We start from the raw sequence: 19,321 nt of genomic DNA, 5'->3' as shown, positions 1-19,321 counted from the left end.
GAGTGAGCGGCCTGATGACGGTTCCCCTGCCGACCGACACCACCCGGTGGCGCTGCACCCTGTGCGGCAACCTCACGCGTTTCGACGTCACCCGCTCGTCGAAGGTCGTCGAGTACGTCCACCTGGACCTCGCCGGGGAGCCGAAGGTCGAGGAGCGCGAGGTGGTCAATGAGACCATCGAGTCGGTCCGCTGCCGCTGGTGCAACGCGGTGGACCAGATCGAGCTCGTGGACAGGCCGGGCGCGGACTCCTGAGGGAGCCGTGCCCACAGGTAGATCACGGTAGGGGTGACGGATTGTGGAGCCAGCAAGCGGCGCTGAGCCGGCCGATGCGGCCGGCGACGCCGCCGAGGTCCTCGACCGCCCGCTGCCGGAAGGCGTGCGGCGCCGGGTCGTCGCGCTCGTCTCGGACGCCTTCGGCGGACTGACGGTCGCGGACCTCCCGGCGCAGCTGCGCCAGTACGCCCGGTTCACCCCGACCCGGCGCGCCAAGTTCGCGGGCAACGCCATGGCCGCGGCGGTCGAGACCGACCCCGTCTTCCGCGGCCGGGTGGCCGAGAAGCTGCGCGAGGCGCAGGCCGACATGGCCGCCGCGCTGGAGTCCGGCGCCCCGCCCGCCGCCGCCGATCCGCTGGACGTGGCGGCCGCCGCGTACGTCCTGCGGCCCGTCGGCTGGGTCAAGCTGGTGGCCGCCGCGGGCGAGGAGGCGCAGCGCGCCGACGCCGAGCGGGTCGGTGAGGAGACCCGGCGCGAGCTGGACCGGCTCCGCGAGGAGCTGGCCCAGGTACGGGAACTGCAGCGCACCGGCGGGGAACAGGTGCGGGCCGAGCTGGACGAGGCCCGCAAGGAAGCGGAATCGCTTCAGCGCAAGCTGCGCAGCGCGCTCAGCGACGTCAAGCGGGGCGAGGCGGCCCTGCGCAAGGTGAACGCGGAGATCGACGGGATCCGCGGCGAGGCGGCCGCGCGGGTGGCCGCCGCCGACAGCGAGACCCGGCGGCTGAAGTCCCGGCTGGCGGAGGTGGAAACGGCGCTGGAGACCTCGCGCCGGGCCACCCGCGAGGGACGCAGCATCGAGGACATGCGGCTGCGGCTGCTGCTGGACACCGTGCTGGACGCGGCGGCGGGGCTGCGCCGCGAGCTGGCGCTGCCGCCGGTGTCCACCCGCCCGGCGGACACCGTGGAAGCGGTGGAGCCGGGCAGGATGACGCCGAAGGACATCGCGGCGCGCGCCCTGTCGGAGACCGATCCGGCGCTGCTGGACCAGCTGTTGGCGCTGCCGCAGGCCCATCTGGTGGTCGACGGCTACAACGTGACCAAGACGGGCTATCCGACGATGCCGCTGGAGAAGCAGCGGCTGCGGCTGCTGGGCGGGCTGTCGATGCTGGCCGCGCAGACGGGCGCGGAGATGACCTGTGTCTTCGACGGGGCGGAACTGGCGGCCCCGGTGCTGCTCGCGCCGCCGCGCGGGGTACGGGTGCTGTTCTCCAAGGCCGGGGTGACGGCGGACGAGCTGATCCGCCAGCTGGTGCGCGCGGAGCCGCCCGGCCGGCCGGTGGTCGTGGTTTCCACGGACCGGGAGGTCGCCGACGGGGTGGCCGCGGCGGGCGCGCGGCCCGTGACGTCCGCTTTGTTGCTGAAGCGGCTTTCGCGCGTTTCGTAACTCCTGGCCCTAATGCCGGAATTGGCAGGGCCTTCGGGGAACGTACCGTCAACTGCCCTGCACAGAGCGTGCGCTGTAGGTAAAGAAGCTGGTCGGCGAGCGAGTTTTTTGCCGACAGGATTTGAACTGATCACAGATGGGTCACTAGGGTCTGCTCAAACCTTCGTGCGGTAGATCACTCATTCGGGGTGGCGGCGGAGGTGCTGCCGAGTTGCGTTCTTCGGCGGCTCTAGGAAGAAGGAGCTCGCCTTCGTGGCGTCCCACCGTCGACCCAAGCAGCCGACCCGCGCTCGTGTGACCGTGCTGACCGCGACAGCGGCCGCGGCCGTCGTGCTCTCCTCCCAGGGGGCCTCCGCCGCTCCGGCGAAGCCGAGCAAGGACGAGGTCAAGTCCCAGGTCGACGCGCTCTACGAAGAGGCGGAGCAGGCCACCGAGAAGTTCAACGGGGCCAAGGAACGCCAGGAGAAGCTCGAAAAGGAGATCGGGCAGCTCCAGGACCAGGTCGCACGCGGCCAGGGCGACCTCAACGAGCTGCGCAGCACGCTCGGTTCGATGGCGAGCGCCCAGTACCGCAACGGCGGCATCGACCCGTCGCTCGCGCTCCTCCTCTCCGAGGACCCCGACAGCTACCTCGACAAGGCCTCCACCCTGGAGCACCTGAGCGGCAAGCAGGTCGAGGCGGTCCAGAAGATCCAGGCCAAGCAGCGCACCCTCGCGCAGCAGCGTCAGGAGGCCGCCGGCAAGCTCGCCGACCTCGACGCCACCCGCAAGGAGCTCGGCGAGAAGAAGAAGGTCTCGCAGGACAAGCTCGCCGAGGCCCAGGCCCTCCTCAACACCCTGACCTCGCAGGAGCGCGCGGCGCTCAAGGACGAGGAGTCCCGCGCCAGTCGCAGCGAGAGCCAGCGCGTCGACCTCGGCAACGTGAGCGCCTCCGGCCGCGCCGGAGCCGCCCTGGCGGCCGCCAAGACCAAGCTGGGCGGCGCGTACGTCTCCGGCGCCACCGGCCCGAGCGCCTTCGACTGCTCGGGGCTGACGCAGTGGGCGTACAAGCAGGCCGGCGTGTCCATCACCCGCACCACCTACACCCAGGCCAATGACGGCACGCGCATCAGCCGCAGCCAGCTCCAGCCCGGGGACCTGGTCTTCTTCTACGGCGACCTGCACCACGTCGGTCTCTACGCCGGCAACAACATGACGCTGCACGCCTCCAACCCGCGCGGCGGCATCAAGTACGAGTCGATGGACAACATGCCCTTCCAGTTCGGCGTCCGCGTCTCCTGACGCGCCGTACACCGCCCATCCGGGCGAATTGCGCGGACCCGCTCTGACCACACGCCCCGCCGGTGACCTGCGTCTCCGGCGGGGCGTCACTGTGTGTGCCCGAGGGCGGTCGTTGGTCGGCGCCCGGTGGCGCCGCTACTGTCTGCCAGCGCGGAACCCGGCACACGGCCGTCCACGGGGGGCGGACCCGGGCCCCGCACAGCGGAAGGGAGCGGTTTCACGTGGCATCCCATCGCCGGCCCGGGCTCGGCCTCGACCGGAACACGAAGGTCACCGTCCTCACCGCCGCCGCGGCCGGCGCCGCGGCCGTCATGACGGGCGCACCCGCGGGCGCGGCCCCGGGCCTGCCCCAGGAGCCCTCGGGCGGGGTGCGCGCCCAGGTCGACCGGCTCTTCGAGGAGGCCGAGCAGGCCACCGAGCACTTCAACGAGGCGGGCGAGAAGGCCGACAGGCTCCGCGCCGAGATCAGCCGGGCCCAGGACACCGTCGCCCGCGGCCAGGAGCGCATCAACACCATGCGGGGCATCCTCGGCACCTTCGCCGGGGCCCAGTACCGCAGCGGAGGCATCGACCCCACCGTGGGCCTGATCCTGTCCGAGGACCCCGACGCCTACCTGGAGCAGGCCGCCGCCCTGGACCGGCTGACCGGCCGCCAGGCCCGCCAGCTGGACGAACTCCACGAGGAGCAGCGCCGACTCGGCCAGGAGCGGCGGGAGGCCTCCCGCAAACTCGCCGAACTCGACGCCCTGCGCGCCGACGTGGCCCGGCACAAACGCTCCGTCACGGCGAAGCTCGCGGCCGCCCGACGGCTGCTGGCCGCCATGCCCTCCGCGGAACGAGCCGCCTTCGAGCGCGCCTCGCGCGGGGGCGGCCGCCCCGACGCGCTGCCCGACCTGTTCTCCCTGGGACCCTCCTCCGGCCGCGCCTCGGCCGCCGTGATGGCCGCCCGGTCGGCGGTCGGCCGTCCGTACGTGTGGGGCTCCACGGGCCCCTCCGGCTTCGACTGCTCCGGGCTGATGGTCTGGTCCTACCGCCAGGCGGGCGTCTCCCTGCCGCGCACCTCGCAGGCCCAGCGGTACGCAGGCCGCCAGGTCCCGCTGTCGCAGGCCCGCCCCGGCGACCTGGTGACCTACCGCTCGGACGCCAGCCACGTGGGCATGTACGTCGGCAACGGCCAGGTGGTGCACGCCCCATATCCCGGCGCCCGGGTCCGCTATGACCCGGTCGGGATGATGCCGGTGGCCTCGGTGACGCGCCCCTGACCCGGGCCGTGCGTACGATCGGCTGATGCTCCCGGGTCGCCGTCTCGTCCGCGTACTGCCGCTCCTGCTGAGCGTGCTGCTGGCCGGGTGCGCGGTACGGCCGGCCGGCACGGACGAGCGGGACGTCCGCCGGGCCGTGGCCGCATGGTCGCGGGCCGTGCCGGCGGAGCTCTCCGGGATCCCCGTCGAGGACCGGGTGTACGAGGTCGCCTTCGTACGGCGGGACGGCGCACGGGCCCTCGTACGGGCGGAGCTGCGCTACCGGCTGGCCGGTTACGACGCGGCCCCGGCCGGCTCGGCGCGCGAGCTCGAACTGGTCATGGACGGCGGGAGCTGGCGGGTCCGCGCGGACCGGCCCGCTCCCGGCGCGCTGCCGCAGCTGTGGGACCAGGGGCCCGTCTCGGTGGTCCGGGGCCGGCACTCCCTGGTCCTGGGCGGCCCGGGCGCCCCCGACCTGGCCGGGATCGCCGCCGAGGCCGACCGGGCGGTGCCCGCGGCGAGCTCCGCGTGGCCGCAGCCCTGGGCGGGGCGGGTGGTGGTGCTGGTCCCCGGATCCCTCGAGCGGATGGCGGAGCTGCTGGGCGGGACGCCCGACGCCTACCGGGGGCTGGGCGCCGTCACCACCGGCCGGGTCGGCGCGGGACCCGCCCCCGCGGACCGGGTCGTGGTCAACCCCGAGGGATGGGCCGAGCTGGGCGGGGCGGGCCGGCGGGTCGTACTGGCCCACGAGGTCACCCACGTGGCCACCCGGGCGGCGACCACCGCCACGACCCCGCTGTGGCTCTCCGAGGGCTTCGCGGACTGGGCGGCGTACCGGGGCGGCTCCACCACGCCGGCGCAGGGCGCCCCCGCCCTCGGCCGGGCCGTGCGGCGGGGCGAGGTGCCCGGTGCGCTGCCCCCGGCGGAGGCCTTCGCCTTCGGCGGCGACCCGGACGCGGTGGCCCGCGCGTACGAGGGCGCGTGGCTGGCCTGCCGGCTGATCGCGGACCGGTGGGGGGAGGCGGCGCTGGTCCGGCTCTACGAGCGGGCGGGACGCGAACCGCTGCCGGTGGCGCTGGAGGGGGCACTGGGCGTGGACCCGGCCGGGCTGACCCGGGCCTGGCAGGAGGCACTGCGGGAGCAGCTGCGCTGAGGGCGTCCGGTACGTTGGCAGGCGATGCACAAGACGCTGATCGTGACCAACGACTTCCCGCCGCGACCCGGCGGCATCCAGGCTTTCCTGCACAACATGGCGCTACGGCTGGATCCCGACCGGATCGTCGTCTACGCCTCCACGTGGAAGCACAGCGCGGAGGGCCGTGAGGCCACCGCTGCCTTCGACGCCGAGCAGCCGTTCCAGGTCGTGCGCGACCGCACGACGATGCTGCTGCCGACACCGCGCGTGACGCGGCGGGCGGTGGGCTTGCTGCGCGAACACGGCTGCGAGTCGGTGTGGTTCGGGGCGGCGGCCCCGCTCGGTCTGATGGGCCCGGCGCTGCGGCGGGCCGGGGCCCGGCGGATCGTGGCGACCACGCACGGCCACGAGGCGGGCTGGGCCCAGCTGCCGGGCGCGCGGCAGCTGCTGCGGCGGATCGGCGAGGGCACGGACACGCTGACCTACCTGGGGGAGTACACGCGCTCGCGGATCGCTTCGGCGGTGACGGACCGGGCGGCGGCCAGGATGGTGCAACTCCCGCCGGGGGTGGACGAGAAGACCTTCCACCCGGAGTCGGGCGGCGCGGAGGTCAGGGCCCGGCTGGGACTGACCGACCGGCCGGTGGTCGTCTGCGTCTCCCGGCTGGTGCCGCGGAAGGGGCAGGACACGCTGATCGAGGCGATGCCGCGGATCCTGGCGGCGGTGCCGGACGCGGTGCTGCTGATCGTGGGCGGCGGGCCCTACGAGGCGGACCTGCGGGCGCTGGCGGTGTCGGTGGGGGTCGCGGACTCGGTGGTCTTCACGGGCGCGGTCCCGTGGTCCGAACTGCCCGCGCACTTCGGGGCCGGGGACGTCTTCGCGATGCCGTGCCGGACCCGGCGGGGCGGGCTGGACGTGGAGGGGCTCGGGATCGTCTACCTGGAGGCTTCGGCGACGGGCCTGCCGGTGGTCGCGGGCGACTCCGGCGGGGCCCCCGACGCGGTGCTGGACGGGGAGACGGGCTGGGTCGTCCGGGGCGGCGCCCCGGACGAGGCGGCGGACCGGGTCGCCGCGCTGTTGCTGGACCCCGCCCTGCGGGCGCGGATGGGCGCGGCGGGCCGTGCGTGGGTCGAGGAGAAGTGGCGCTGGGACCTCCTGGCGGACCGCCTCCGGGCCCTGCTCTAGGTCGTGCCGTCAAAGTCCCGTCTGGCTGGCCTCCGGGCGGCCGACGCTACTTTGACGACACTCCCTAGCGCCTCCGGCGGGGCTCAGGTGGGTGCGGCGCCCACGCCGGCGGGGTTCGAAGCGTGCGGCGCCGCTGCTGGGGCTCCCAGACCCCGCGCCTCAAACACCGGCGGGGCTGAAGGGGTGCGGCGGCTGCGCTCTCAAGCGCCTGGCGGCCGGGTGCGGACGCCGCAGCCACGTGTGACTGTCTCTCAGATGCCTGTCAAGACGGCGTATGGCCGGAGGGCCGGATTCCGCCCATCATGCGGCCATGACACCAAATCTGACGCGCCGTCACCTGCTGGGGCTCGGCGCTCTCCAGACCGCCGCCGCGCTCGGGTTCACGCGGATCGGGCTGTCCTCCGCCGCCGCTGCCCCGGCCGAGCCGCCAGCGGCCCAGTACGCACCCGCCATCGTCGTCGGCTCCGGCTACGGCGCCGCCGTCGCCGCCCTGCGGCTGGGGCAGGCAGGCGTACGGACCGTCGTCCTCGAAATGGGCAGGCTCTGGGACACCCCCGGGCCCGACGGCAAGGTCTTCCCCTCCACCTCCGCCCCCGACCAGCGGTCCATGTGGTTCCGCACCCGCACCGAGGCCCCGCTCGCCCAGTTCCTCTGGCTCGACGTGGTCAACCGCGACATCAGCCCGTACCCGGGTGTCCTGGACCGCGTGAACTACGGCGACATGTCCGTGTACGTGGGGCGGGGTGTGGGCGGCGGATCCCTCGTGAACGGCGGCATGGCGCCCACCCCCTGGCGCTCGTACTTCACCGAGGTGCTGCCCGGGGTCGACGCCGACGAGATGTACGGCACCTACTACCCCCGGGCCCGCGCCATGCTCGGCGTGAACGACATCGACCCCGGCTGGTTCGAGTCCACCGAGTGGTACCGCTTCGCCCGGATCTCCCGCAAGCACGCCCAGAACACCGGCCTGAAGACCGTCTTCGTCCCCAACGTCTACGACTTCGGCTACATGCAGCGCGAGGCGGCCGGCACCGCCACCCGCTCCGCGCTCGCGGGCGAGGTCATCTACGGCAACAACCACGGCAAGAAGAGCGTCGACAAGACCTACCTCGCGGCCGCCCTCGGCACCGGCAACGTCACCATCGAGACCATGCAGCGCGTGGTCGGCGTACGCCAGGACCCGGCCGGGGGATACGTGCTGACCGTGCGGACCAGCGACCTCACCGGGCGGGTCACCCAGACCCGGGAACTCGGCTGCAGGCAGCTGTTCCTGGGGGCGGGGAGTCTGGGGACCACCGAGATCCTGCTGCGGGCCCGTGAGACCGGGACGCTGCCCGAGCTCAGCGACGAGGTCGGGCTCGGCTGGGGCCACAACGGCAACGTCATGACCGCCCGCGCCAACCACCTCTGGGACACGGTCGGCTGCAACCAGGCCACCATGCCCGCCCTGGGCATCGACGACTGGGACAACGCCTCGAACCCGGTCTTCGCCGAGATCGCCCCGCTCCCCATGGGATTCGAGCACTGGATCTCGATGTACCTGGCCATCACCAAGAACCCCGAGCGCGGGCACTTCACGTACGACGCGGCCACCGACTCGGCCCGGCTCAACTGGCGGCGGGACCAGAACACGCCCTCGGTCGCCGCGGCGAAGAACCTCTTCGACCGCATCAACCGGCGGAACGTCACCATCTACCGGTACGACCTCTTCGGCGACAACAGGGCCTTCGGCGACAACAGGGCCTTCGCCGACAACTTCACGTACCACCCGCTCGGCGGCTGCGTCCTCGGCGGCGCGACCGACCTCTACGGCCGGGCCAAGGGCTACCGGGGGCTGTACGTGGTCGACAGCTCCCTGATCCCCGGCTCGCTCGGTGTGAACCCGTTCGTGACGATCACGGCCCTCGCCGAGCGGAACATGGCGCGGATCCTTGCCACGGACCCGCGCTAGCTCCGGCTAACCCCGGTACAGGGCCTCGATCTCGTCCGCGAAGTCCTTCGCCACCACATTGCGCTTCAGCTTCAGCGACGGCGTGATGTGACCCGACTCCTCCGTGAACTGGGAGGGCAGAATGCGGAATTTCCGCACCGATTCCGCCTTGGAAACCGCCGCATTGCCGTCGTCGACGGCCTTCTGGACGGCGGCGTTGAGCTCCGCGTCCTCGCGCAGTTCCGCCGCCGTCACACCGGCCGGCTTGCCGTTCTCGGCGGCCCACCGGCCGAGGAACTCCTCGTCGATGGTGACCAGCGCGGCCACGAACGGCCGCCCGTCGCCGACGACCATGCACTCCGCGACCAGCGCGTGCGCCCGGATCCGGTCCTCGATCACGGCGGGAGCGACGTTCTTGCCGCCCGCGGTGACGATGAGCTCCTTCTTGCGCCCGGTGATCGCGAGGTAGCCGTCCTGGTCGAGGGTGCCGACGTCACCGGTGTGGAACCAGCCGTCGGTCAGTGCCTCGGCGGTCGCCGTCTCGTTCTTCCAGTAGCCGCTGAAGACGTGCTCGCCGTGGAGCAGCACCTCGCCGTCGTCCGCGATGCGCACCACGGAGCCCGGCAGCGGCTGGCCGACCGTACCGATCTTCGGCCGGTCCCACGGGTTGAAGGCCGTGGCCGCGCACGACTCCGTCAGACCGTAGCCCTCCAGGACCGTGAAACCGATGCCGCGGAAGAAGTGGCCCAGGCGCTCGCCGAGCGGTGCGCCGCCGGAGATCGCGTACTCGCCGCGCCCGCCCAGCACCGCGTGCAGCTTGCTGTAGACGAGCTTGGTGAAGACCTTGTGCTTGAGCTTCAGGCCGAAGGACGGGCCGCGGGGGGTGTCCAGCGCCCGGCTGTAGGCGATCGCGGTCTCGGCTGCGGCGTCGAAGATCTTGCCCTTGCCCTCGGCCTGCGCCTTGGCGCGCGCCGAGTTGTAGACCTTCTCGAAGACCCGGGGCACGCCCAGGATCAGCGTGGGCCGGAAAGACTGCAGCTCGTCGGTCAGGTTCTTGATGTCCGGTACGCAGCCCAGCCGGATCGGCGCCAGAACCGCCGCCACCTCCACCAGGCGCCCGAAGACGTGCGCCGCCGGCAGGAAGAGCAGCACCGAGCACTCGCCCGTGCGGAAGAGCGGACCCAGCCGCTCGACGACGTTGCCGCACTCCGCGAAGAAGTTGCGGTGGCTGAGCACGCAGCCCTTGGGGCGGCCGGTGGTGCCCGAGGTGTAGACGATGGTGGCCGGGTCGTCGGCGCCCGCGAGGCTGCTGCGCTCGTCGACCTCCTCGTCGGTGATCCCGGCGCCTGCGCTCTTCAGCGCCGCGAGGGCGCCCTGCTCGATCTCCCAGACCTCTCGCAGCTCCGGCAGCCGGTCGCGCAGCGAGGCCACGGCCGCGCTGTGCCCGGGGCTCTCCACCACGGCGGCGACGGCGCCGGAGTCGCCGAGGATCCACTGGATCTGCTCGGGGGAGCTGGTCTCGTACACGGGGACGGTGACGCCGCCCGCGCTCCAGATCGCGAAGTCGATCAGCACCCACTCGTAGCGGGTACGGGAAATCAGGGCGACCCGGTCGCCCGGACGGATGCCGGCCGCGATCAGACCCTTGGCGGCGGCCCGGACCTCGGCCAGGAACTCGGTCGCGGTCACGTCCTGCCACTGGCCGTCGACCTTGCGGCTCATGACGGCCGTGTCGGGATGCTGAGCGGCGTTGCGGCGGATGAGATCCGTCAGGTTCCCGTCCGACGGGACCTCGTACAGGGCCGGAAGGCTGAACTCGCGCAAGACTGCTGCTCCTCTGGGCGCCATCGCCACCGTGTGGACCGACCGGACGTTACCCACCGGTAGTGGGTTCCCGATAGAGGGAACCGGCCAGATGTTCCGTGCGTCACAAAACGCGGCACTAATACGGCGACACTAGTCGACCCCGTCCGAGACCCGGAAGTAACCGCAGGTCCGGCCCCCTCTGGCACCCCTGTCTACCCGCCGTCGCCCGCCCGCCCTAGGGTTGCCGCATGGGTGGCAGCATGCGGAGCGCGAAGACGGACACGAGCGGTTCGAGCCGAACTCGCGTCCACGTCGTGAGCGATGTGCACGGCAACGCCGAGGCCCTCGCCCGGGCGGGGGACGGCGCCGACGCGCTGATATGCCTCGGTGACCTCGTCCTCTTCCTCGACTACGCCGACCACTCGCGCGGAATCTTCCCCGACCTGTTCGGCGTCGAGAACGCCGACCGGATCGTGCATCTGCGCACCGCGCGCCGCTTCGCCGAGGCGCACGCCTTCGGGCGGCAGCTGTGGGCCGGGCTGGACCGGGACCGGCTGATCGAGGGCGCGGTGCGCCGCCAGTACGAGCAGATGTTCGCCGCGTTCCCCACCCCGACGTACGCCACCTACGGCAATGTCGACATCCCGGCCCTGTGGCCCGAGTACGCCGCCCGCCCCGGAGTCACCGTGCTCGACGGGCAGCGGGTGGAGATCGGCGGCCGGGTCTTCGGCTTCGTGGGAGGCGGGCTGCCCTCGCCGATGCGGACCCCGTACGAGGTCGACGTCGAGGAGTACGCCGCCAAGGTGGAGGCGCTCGGCGAGGTGGACGTACTGTGCTCGCACATCCCGCCGGAGGTGCCGGAGCTCTGCTACGACACGGTCGCGCGCCGGTTCGAACGGGGCAGCGATGCCCTGCTCGCCGCCATCAGGCGCACCCGCCCCCGGTACGCCCTCTTCGGACACGTCCACCAGCCGCTCGCGCGGCGGATGCGGATCGGGAGCACGGAGTGCGTGAACGTCGGGCACTTCGCGGCCACCGGGAGGCCCTGGGCCCTGGAGTGGTGAGCTCCGCACGCACGGTAGCCTTCGAGCGGCGGCCGGAGGCCGCACACTTCCTCGAATACTCCCCGGAGGAGCCACCGCGATGGCGGAACACACCAGCTCAAGCATCACGATCGACGCCTCGCCGGCCGATGTGATGGCCGTGATCGCCGACTTCGCCCGCTACCCCGAGTGGACCGGCGAGGTGAAGGAGGCCGAGGTGCTGGCCACCGACGCCGAAGGCCGGGCCGAGAAGGTCCGGCTGCTGCTCGACGCGGGCGCGATCAAGGACGACCACACCCTCGCCTACACCTGGAAGGGCGCGGACGAGGTCAGCTGGACCCTGGACAAGTCGCAGATGCTGCGCCAGCTCGACGGCTCGTACCTGCTGGCCCCGGTGGACGGCGGCAAGCGCACCGAGGTCACCTACCAGCTGACCGTGGACGTCAAGATCCCCATGCTCGGCATGATCAAGCGCAAGGCCGAGAAGGTCATCATCGACCGCGCGCTCGCGGGCCTGAAGAAGCGCGTCGAATCGACCGGCTGAACACCGTGCACACCCTGTTGATCACCGGCCCCGGCGGTGCCGGGCGGACCACGGTGGCCGCGGCCACCGCCCTCGCGGCGGCCCGGCAGGGCCGCCGGGTGCTGCTGCTGTCCGGAGACGTCGGAGACCCGCTCTCCGCCCTGACCGGGGAACCGGTGGGGGAGCCCGCCGAGGTCGTGCCCGGCCTGCGGGCCGCCCCGGCGGCCGGCGGGATCCGTGTGGCACGGGTGGACTCCGGCGAGGAGTTCCGCGACGAACTCGTCGCCCTCCAGGAGCGCGGCTCCGCCCTCCTCGGCATGGTCGGGGCCAGGCCGCTGGGGGCCGAGGAGCTCACCGAGCTGCCCGGCGCCGAGCAGTTCGCGCTGTTGCGCGCCCTGCGGCGGGCCGCCGCGGCGCCGGGGTCCGACCTCGTCGTCGTCGACATGCCGCCGCTCCACCAGGCCGTGGCCACCCTCGCGCTCCCCGCCCAGCTGCGCCGCTACCTCGCCCGGCTGCTCCCCGCGGAGCGGCAGGCCGCCCGCGCCCTGCGGCCCGTACTGGCCCAGCTGGCCGGTGTGCCCATGCCCGCGCAGTGGCTGTACGAGGCCGCCGCCCGCTGGGACGAGGAGCTCGCCGCGGTCCAGGACGTCATCGAGGCCGACACCACCGAGCTGCGTCTGGTCGCCGAGCCGGGACCGGCAGCCGCCGACGCGATGCGGCTGGGGCGGCTCGGGCTCGCCCTCCAGCAGCTGCCGGTATCCGCCGTGGTCGCCAACCGACTCCTCCCGCAGGGCTCCGCCGACCCCTGGTTCGCCGGGCTCGCCGCCCAGCAGGAGAAGTGCACCGCCGCCTGGGCCGGGGAGGTCCCGGTGACCCGGCTCGCCCACCTCGGCCGGGACCCGCGCGGCCCGCAGGACCTGGAACTGCTCGCCTCCGCCGACGGCCTCGTCCCGGAGCGGCCCGCGCCCCGCCGGGCATGGGCGGTCGAGGACCGGCTCGCCGAGGACGGGGTACTCGTCTGGGTGGTACCGCTGCCCGGCGCCCGCAAGCGCGACCTCGACCTGATCCGCCGCAGCGACGAGCTCCTGCTCACGGCGGGCCCGTACCGCAGGATCGTCCCCCTGCCGGCGGCGCTGCGCCGCTGCACCGTCTCCGGCGCCTCCCTGACCGAGGACGTGCTCCGCATCCGCTTCACCCCGGACCCGGGCCTGTGGCCCCGTACGCACTGAACATCCGCACGCCCCGACCCGCACGCCCTGATCCGCGTACCGCCGTTCGGGTACCGTCGAAGGTAGCCCGTACCGCACGCACAGCAGCCGCCGCAGGAGAGTCCGCCATGAGCGAGGCCACCGACCGCCCCACCGACGACGCCTGGGCCAAGGCCTGCGCGGAGGACCTCGCCGCCGAGAAGGAGCGCCTGCGCGGGCAGGGAGGGGCGGACGGCGCGGCCACCGGGACCGCCGCCGAGGAGCTGTTCAAGCTCTTCGAGGCCGTCGCGGACAAGGTCGCCGGGATGAACAACCCGCTCCTGGGCGGCGCCGCCCAGGGCGCCGTACGCCAGTTCGTCAACCAGGCCAAGAGCGCCGCCAAGCCCGTCATCGAGCGCAACCCCGAGGTCTTCGACCACCTCGCGGCCGCGGGCTCCGAGCTGCTCGCCGCCTACCGCTCGGCCGTCGAGGGCCACGAGCGCCGCTGGACGCGCGACGAGCCCCCGGCCCCCCGCCGGTCCCAGGACCGCGGCCCCCGCGACGAAGGCCCCGGTGACGGCCCCACCGAGCGGATCGATCTCGACTGAACCCCGGCCGCCCTCGGGTACCGTTGGCCGTGGCGGGGTTTGACCGGAAACCGAGGGACTAATGGGACTCACCATCGGCGTCGACATCGGCGGCACGAAGATCGCGGCCGGCGTGGTCGACGAAGAGGGCACCATCCTTGAGACGTACAAGGTGCCCACCCCGCCGACCGCGGACGGAGTGACGGACGCGATCTGTACCGCCGTCTCCGCAGTCAGCAGCAACCACACCATCGAGGCCGTCGGCATCGGCGCCGCGGGCTACGTGGACGACAAGCGCGCCACCGTGCTCTTCGCGCCGAACATCAACTGGCGACACGAGCCGCTGAAGGACAAGGTCGAGCAGCGCATCGGCCTGCCCGTCGTCGTCGAGAACGACGCGAACTGCGCGGCCTGGGGCGAGTACCGCTTCGGCGCCGGCCAGGGCCACGAGGACGTCATCTGCATCACGCTCGGCACCGGCCTGGGCGGCGGCATCATCATCGGCAACAAGCTGCGCCGCGGACGCTTCGGCGTCGCCGCCGAATTCGGCCACATCCGGGTCGTCCCGGACGGGCTGCTGTGCGGGTGCGGCAGCCAGGGCTGCTGGGAGCAGTACGCCTCCGGGCGCGCGCTCGTCCGGTACGCGAAGCAGCGCGCGAAGGCCACTCCCGAGAACGCGGCGATCCTCCTCTCCCTCGGCGACGGCACGCCCGAGGGCATCGAGGGCAAGCACATCAGTGCGGCCGCCCGGGCCGGCGACCTGGTGGCCATCGACTCCTTCCGCGAGCTGGCCCGCTGGGCCGGCGCCGGCCTGGCCGACCTGGCCTCGCTGTTCGACCCGTCGGCGTTCATCGTCGGCGGCGGGGTCTCGGACGAGGGCGACCTGGTCCTCGACCCGATCCGCAAGTCCTTCAAGCGCTGGCTGATCGGCGGCGCCTGGCGTCCGCACGCGCAGGTCCTCGCCGCCCAGCTGGGCGGGAAGGCCGGGCTCGTGGGCGCGGCGGACCTGGCCCGCCAGGGCTGAGCCCCTCTTTTGCCGTTGCTGCCCGCCGCGCCCCTTGGGGGAGCGGCGGGCAGCTGCGTATGTTGCGGGCATGGACCAGTTGCTGCCTTCGCTGCCGAAGTCTCGTACGGAGCCCGACGGTTCGGCCGTGATCCGGGTGCTCAGCTACAACATCCGCTCGCTGCGCGACGACGAGGAGGCGCTGGCACGGGTCATCCGGGCGTGTGCGCCGGACCTCGTGTTCGTGCAGGAGGCGCCGCGGTTCTTCCGGTGGCGCAAGCACGCGGCCAGGCTGGCCGCGAAATCCGACCTCGTGGTGCTGGGCGGGGGCGCGACGGCGGCCGGTCCGCTGCTGATGTGCTCGCTACGGGTCTTCGTGGAGCGGACGCAGGACGTGCTGTTGCCGCGCACGCCGGGCCTGCACCGCAGGGGCTTTGCCACGGCGGTGGTCCGGATCGGCGGTGCGCGGGTGGGCCTGATCTCCGCGCACCTGTCGCTCCAGCGGGAGGAGCGCCGGGCCCAGGCCGGGATGCTCCTGGAGCGGCTGGCCGGGCTGGACGTGCCGTACGGGATCGCGGCGCTCGACGTCAACGAGGGGCCGGAGGGCCCTGCCTTCGCGCGGCTGGCCGCCGAGCTTCAGGACTGCCGGGCGGTGGCGCCGTGGGGTGCGGGGTCGACTTTCCCGGCCGGGGCCCCGGACCGGCGGATCGACGCGGTGTTCGCGACCGGGGGTGTGCGGGTGCTGGGCTGCGGTGTCCCTGCGGGGCTGGAGGGCGTCTCACCCACCGACCTCCGGTCGGCGACGGACCACCTCCCGGTCCTGGCGGCCCTCCACCTCCCGGCCACGCCTTAGCCCACCCTTCCGGCTGAGGCCCGCCGCTGCCGCCTGACTCAGCAGGGTCGCCCCGCTCGGGTGCGGCGCCATTGGCTGGGCTCCGCCCCGGACCCCGCGCCTCACACGCCGGCGGGGCCGGATGGGTGCCCCGGGCATCAGCCGAACCCAGCCCCGCCGGTGTTCGAGGCGCACCACCCAGCCCGCGGGCGTTTGAGGCGGACCATGCAGCCCCGCCGGCGTTTGAAGCGAGACAACCCAGCCCAGCCGGCGTTTGAGGCGCGGGTGCGGGGCGGAGCCCCGGTCTTCGAGCCGGGCCGGCGTTGAGGCGGGTTCGGGCGCAGCCCGGCGTAAGGCGGGGCCGGGGGCGGTCAGACCACCGCGCCGCGGCCCGGGTAGTCGTCGTCATCGTCGTCGTGCGGAGCCATCCGCGCGACCAGCGTCGCGAAGCCGCCCAGGAAGCCGCCGATGCCCAGCGTCGTCAGCCACCACGTCATCTCCCATTGCAGGAGAACCGCCAGAAGCAACAGCACCGGCCCGCCGACCACCGCCAGCCACGCGAACTTCGCCGTCGTGTCCGCCGACGGAAGCTCCGGCTCCGGGGGGACGAAATGGCCCTCGTCGGCCCGGTCTGCCGGGGTCAGGTCGTCGTCCTGCGGCTCCGCGAGCGAGTGGTCGCGCGGGCCCGAGAGGCCCACGCCCGGGGCGAAGACCACCGAGCTGCCCAGCGCGGCAGGCGGCTCCGGCCCGGGCTCCGGCTTCGGTTCCGGCTCCGGAGGCAGCGGTTTGACGTCCTCCTCCGGCAGCAGGAGGTTCTCGATCGGCTTGAACGGCCGCGACCCCGGCGGGTCCGGCGGCTCCTGCCCGTACCCGGCGACGATCGCCGCCCACGCCGCTTCCTCGTCCAGCGGCGGAACCCCGCCCGACTGCTCCTCGTGCTCAGCCACCCGCCTGCGCCCCCTCCCTGCCCACGCTCTCCACCAGTCGGCCGATGAACGCATAGCTGTCCGCGAAGATCCGCTCCGCGTCATGGTCCAACGTCGCGACGTGGTAACTCTGTTCCAGCAGGGTCTCGGTGACATCGGTGGACGAGATCCGGGCGAGGACCCGCGCCGAGTCGACCGGCGGGACGACATGGTCCTGCGGGCTGTGCAGCAGCAGCACGGGCTGCGTCACCTGCGGCAGCTCGGTGTCCACCAGCTGGAAGAACTTGCGCAGCGAGTGCGCGGCCCGGGTCGGGACCCGGTCGTAGCCGACCTCCTCCGAGCCCGGCTTGGCGATGTCGCTGGCGATGCCCGCCGTGGACCGGATGAAGTGCTTGGCCACCGGGAGGGCGAAGGCCAGCGGGTCGTGGACCTTGTTGGCGGGGTTGACCAGCACGATGCCGCTGATGGCGTCCCCGTGCTTGGCCGCCAGCCGCAGGGTCAGCGCGCCCCCCATCGACAGACCGAAGACGAACACCTGCTCGCAGCGGTCCAGCAGCTCGCGCAGCGCGCGGTCCACCTCGGCGTACCAGTCCTGCCAGCCCGTGAGCTGCATGTCCTGCCAGCGCGTGCCGTGCCCGGGCAGCAGCGGCAGCGACACCGTGAGCCCCCGCGCGGCGAGATACTCGGCCCAGGGACGCAGCGACTGCGGGGAACCGGTGAAGCCGTGGCAGAGGAGGACGCCGACCTCTCCACCCTCGTGGCGGAACGGCTCGGCTCCAGGGAGGACGGGCACCAGGGTCTCCTTGATCATGATGTACGCCGGGTGGGTGCGTTGCTCTGTGTGACTTCACCGTACGCGACAGGGGTGACACCGACCAGGGCCGTAGGGCCGCTGCCGGTGCGGCCAGGCGTTAAGGTCTGTTCGACAGACACAGGAAGGCTTTCGAGTTGATCTACGGCGCAATGAAGTTCTCCATCGGCGGTTCACTGAAGCTCGCCTTCAGGCCGTGGGTGGAGGGCCTCGAGAACATTCCCGCGGAGGGGCCGGCGATCCTCGCGAGCAACCACCTGTCCTTCTCCGACTCCTTCTTCCTGCCGGCGGTGCTGGACCGGAAGGTCACCTTCATCGCGAAGGCGGAGTACTTCACCTCCCCCGGGATCAAGGGCAAGCTGACCGCCGCCTTCTTCAAGGGCGTCGGCCAGCTCCCGGTGGACCGTTCCGGTGCACGCGGGGCCGGTGAGGCCGCGATCAAGAGCGGCATCGAGGTCATCGAGCGCGGCGAGCTGTTCGGTATCTACCCCGAGGGCACGCGTTCACCCGACGGGCGCCTCTACCGTGGCAAGCCCGGCGGCCTGGCCCGCGTGGCGCTGGCCACCGGCGCACCCGTGATCCCCGTGGCGATGATCGACACGGAGAAGATCCAGCCGCCCGGCAAGGTGGTCCCCAAGCTGATGCGCCCGGGCATCCGGATCGGCAAGCCGCTGGACTTCAGCCGTTACCACGGCATGGACAGCGACCGCTTCATCCTCCGCTCGGTGACCGACGAGGTCATGTACGAGATCATGAAGCTGTCCGGCCAGGAGTACGTCGACATCTACGCGACGGCCGCCAAGCGCCAGATCGCCGATGCCGAGAAGGCCGAGAAGGCGGAGAAGGCCGCGGCCGAAAAGGCCGAGAAGGCAGCGGCGGAGAAGGCCGATGCCGAGAAGGCCGGGGGCACGGCGGAGTAGCGACGGGCGTACCGCCCGCGGGGGTGGGGGAGATGGCGAAACGCGAACGCGTCGTGCGCATGTCGGTCGAGCAGCCGCTGTGGCGTGCCCTGACCGGCTACCGGCTGCTGACCATGCTCTACGCGGTGGGGCTGTTCGCCTCCGCGTGCAAGAGGTTCGACCGCCCCTGGATCGCGGCCGGCTACCTCGCCGCACTGGCGGTCTGGACCCTCGCCACCCACCGGAAGGTGGCGAACGCGGCCAGTTGCACCAAGCGTTTCCTCGGAGCCGACCTCACCGTCGCCCTCGTCGGGATCCTGCTCACGCCGCTCGCCGACACCGCCGGGCGGATCGCCGCCGGCGGCCCCACCCTCCCCAGCATCTGGACCGCCGGCTCGGTCCTCGCCTTCGCCATCAAGGGCGGCTGGCGCTGGGCCGGTTTCGCCTCCACCTTCGTGGCCGCGGCCAACATCGTCGTGCACGGCGGCAATCCCACTCGGGACACCCTGCACAACGTCCTGCTGGTCTGGGTCGCCTCCATCGCCATCGGGTACGTCGTCGAGGTGGCCCGGGCCAGTGAGGCCACCCTCGCCCGGGCCCTGGAGATCGAGGCCGCCACCCGCGAGCGCGAGCGCCTCGCCCGGGACATCCACGACGGGGTCCTCCAGGTCCTCGCGATGGTCCAGCGGCGCGGTACCGAACTGGGCGGCGAGGCCGCGGAGCTGGGCCGGATGGCGGGCGAGCAGGAGGTGGCACTGCGCACCCTGGTCTCCAGCGGGCTGGTGCACCCCTCCCGGATCTCCCGCGACGAGTCGCGCGGCGCGCTGGTGGACGCGTACGAGGTGGAGGACGGCCGAGACGAGGACGGTGAGCTGGATCTGCGGACGCTCCTCGCCCCGCACGCCGGGTGCAGGGTGAGCTTCGCCGAGCCGGGCACCCCGGTGCCGCTGCCGGTGCCCGCGGCGAGGGAGCTGGCCGCCGCGGTCGGCGCCGCCCTCGACAACGTGCGCAAGCACGCCGGCGAGGGGGCCAGCGCCTGGATTCTGGTCGAGGACTGGGGCGACGAGGTGATCGTCACCGTCCGGGACGACGGCCCGGGCATCCCGGCGGGCCGGCTCGACCAGGCGGAGGGCGAGGGCCGGATGGGCGTGGCCCTGTCGATCCGCGGCCGTCTGCGTGACCTCGGCGGCAGCGCCGAGCTGGTGTCCGTCCCCGGACAGGGCACCGAAGTGGAACTGAAAGTACCGAGGGGGAGGACCCAGTGAGCGAGCCG

Annotated in this window: 18 protein-coding genes; 15 read left to right on the top strand and 3 right to left on the bottom strand. The window is 72.9% G+C overall.

Annotated features, from left to right (window positions below):
- Nucleotides 1-14 precede the first annotated feature (14 nt).
- The 7 genes from AB0D48_RS03865 to AB0D48_RS03835 all read left to right on the top strand — a co-directional run bounded on the left by AB0D48_RS03865 (nt 15) and on the right by AB0D48_RS03835 (nt 8,452).
- Nucleotides 15-254, top strand: a complete 240-nt coding sequence (locus AB0D48_RS03865; RefSeq protein ID WP_008738811.1) for a hypothetical protein — start codon at nt 15-17, stop codon at nt 252-254.
- 40 nt (nt 255-294) lie between these two features.
- A complete protein-coding gene (locus AB0D48_RS03860) occupies nt 295-1,659 on the top strand; it encodes an NYN domain-containing protein (RefSeq protein WP_362390499.1) in 1,365 nt (454 codons plus the stop codon).
- 252 nt (nt 1,660-1,911) lie between these two features.
- Nucleotides 1,912-2,940 (top strand): NlpC/P60 family protein, encoded by a 1,029-nt coding sequence (locus tag AB0D48_RS03855; RefSeq protein ID WP_362390400.1) that lies wholly within the window; start codon nt 1,912-1,914, stop codon nt 2,938-2,940.
- A 221-nt stretch (nt 2,941-3,161) separates the two neighbouring features.
- Nucleotides 3,162-4,202: an NlpC/P60 family protein gene (locus AB0D48_RS03850; RefSeq protein WP_362390398.1), complete on the top strand. Its 1,041-nt coding sequence runs from the start codon at nt 3,162-3,164 to the stop codon at nt 4,200-4,202.
- Between the two features lie 25 nt (nt 4,203-4,227).
- Entirely contained in the window at nt 4,228-5,334 is a 1,107-nt protein-coding gene (locus tag AB0D48_RS03845) for a hypothetical protein (protein ID WP_362390396.1), read from the top strand.
- A gap of 24 nt (nt 5,335-5,358) precedes the next feature.
- Nucleotides 5,359-6,501 carry a glycosyltransferase family 4 protein gene (locus tag AB0D48_RS03840; protein WP_362390394.1) on the top strand — a complete coding sequence of 381 codons (1,143 nt, stop codon included), beginning with the start codon at nt 5,359-5,361 and terminating at the stop codon, nt 6,499-6,501.
- 310 nt (nt 6,502-6,811) lie between these two features.
- Complete coding sequence (locus tag AB0D48_RS03835; protein ID WP_362390392.1) at nt 6,812-8,452, top strand: GMC oxidoreductase; 1,641 nt, start codon at nt 6,812-6,814, stop codon at nt 8,450-8,452.
- A gap of 6 nt (nt 8,453-8,458) precedes the next feature.
- Here the strand turns inward: AB0D48_RS03835 and AB0D48_RS03830 are convergent, their stop codons facing one another.
- Complete coding sequence (locus tag AB0D48_RS03830; protein WP_362390390.1) at nt 8,459-10,255, bottom strand: AMP-dependent synthetase/ligase; 1,797 nt, start codon at nt 10,253-10,255, stop codon at nt 8,459-8,461.
- A 242-nt stretch (nt 10,256-10,497) separates the two neighbouring features.
- Between AB0D48_RS03830 and AB0D48_RS03825 the strand changes: the two genes are divergently transcribed.
- The 6 genes from AB0D48_RS03825 (at nt 10,498) to AB0D48_RS03800 (ending at nt 15,433) form a co-directional block, all read left to right on the top strand.
- On the top strand, nt 10,498-11,301 hold the full coding sequence (locus AB0D48_RS03825) for a metallophosphoesterase (protein WP_362390497.1): 804 nt from the start codon (nt 10,498-10,500) through the stop codon (nt 11,299-11,301).
- A gap of 79 nt (nt 11,302-11,380) precedes the next feature.
- Nucleotides 11,381-11,824, top strand: a complete 444-nt coding sequence (locus AB0D48_RS03820; RefSeq protein ID WP_362390388.1) for an SRPBCC family protein — start codon at nt 11,381-11,383, stop codon at nt 11,822-11,824.
- A gap of 5 nt (nt 11,825-11,829) precedes the next feature.
- A complete protein-coding gene (locus AB0D48_RS03815) occupies nt 11,830-13,032 on the top strand; it encodes an ArsA-related P-loop ATPase (protein ID WP_362390386.1) in 1,203 nt (400 codons plus the stop codon).
- Between the two features lie 107 nt (nt 13,033-13,139).
- Nucleotides 13,140-13,598: a DUF5304 domain-containing protein gene (locus AB0D48_RS03810; protein WP_362390384.1), complete on the top strand. Its 459-nt coding sequence runs from the start codon at nt 13,140-13,142 to the stop codon at nt 13,596-13,598.
- Nucleotides 13,599-13,659: 61 nt separating this feature from the next.
- Nucleotides 13,660-14,601 carry an ROK family glucokinase gene (locus tag AB0D48_RS03805; RefSeq protein WP_362390382.1) on the top strand — a complete coding sequence of 314 codons (942 nt, stop codon included), beginning with the start codon at nt 13,660-13,662 and terminating at the stop codon, nt 14,599-14,601.
- Nucleotides 14,602-14,671: 70 nt separating this feature from the next.
- Entirely contained in the window at nt 14,672-15,433 is a 762-nt protein-coding gene (locus AB0D48_RS03800) for an endonuclease/exonuclease/phosphatase family protein (RefSeq protein ID WP_362390380.1), read from the top strand.
- A gap of 350 nt (nt 15,434-15,783) precedes the next feature.
- On the opposite strand, the gene AB0D48_RS03795 is transcribed toward AB0D48_RS03800, so the two are convergent.
- Both AB0D48_RS03795 and AB0D48_RS03790 read right to left on the bottom strand, forming a co-directional pair.
- The gene (locus AB0D48_RS03795) at nt 15,784-16,359 is read right to left on the bottom strand and encodes a hypothetical protein (protein ID WP_362390378.1); all 576 of its coding nucleotides are present in this window, start codon (nt 16,357-16,359) and stop codon (nt 15,784-15,786) included.
- Nucleotides 16,352-17,131, bottom strand: a complete 780-nt coding sequence (locus tag AB0D48_RS03790) for an alpha/beta fold hydrolase (RefSeq protein ID WP_362390376.1) — start codon at nt 17,129-17,131, stop codon at nt 16,352-16,354. Before AB0D48_RS03790 ends, AB0D48_RS03795 begins: the two co-directional genes overlap by 8 nt.
- A gap of 170 nt (nt 17,132-17,301) precedes the next feature.
- Between AB0D48_RS03790 and AB0D48_RS03785 the strand changes: the two genes are divergently transcribed.
- Both AB0D48_RS03785 and AB0D48_RS03780 read left to right on the top strand, forming a co-directional pair.
- Nucleotides 17,302-18,069 carry a lysophospholipid acyltransferase family protein gene (locus tag AB0D48_RS03785; RefSeq protein ID WP_362390495.1) on the top strand — a complete coding sequence of 256 codons (768 nt, stop codon included), beginning with the start codon at nt 17,302-17,304 and terminating at the stop codon, nt 18,067-18,069.
- Nucleotides 18,070-18,101: 32 nt separating this feature from the next.
- Nucleotides 18,102-19,313, top strand: coding sequence for a DUF5931 domain-containing protein (locus AB0D48_RS03780; RefSeq protein ID WP_362390374.1), 1,212 nt, complete (start codon nt 18,102-18,104; stop codon nt 19,311-19,313).
- The last annotated feature ends 8 nt before the right edge of the window (nt 19,314-19,321 follow it).

Origin of the sequence: Streptomyces sp. NPDC048269, from assembly GCF_040652395.1 — a bacterium.
Classification (GTDB): Bacteria; Actinomycetota; Actinomycetes; order Streptomycetales; family Streptomycetaceae; genus Streptomyces.
This window is presented reverse-complemented; position numbering and strand designations above follow the sequence as displayed.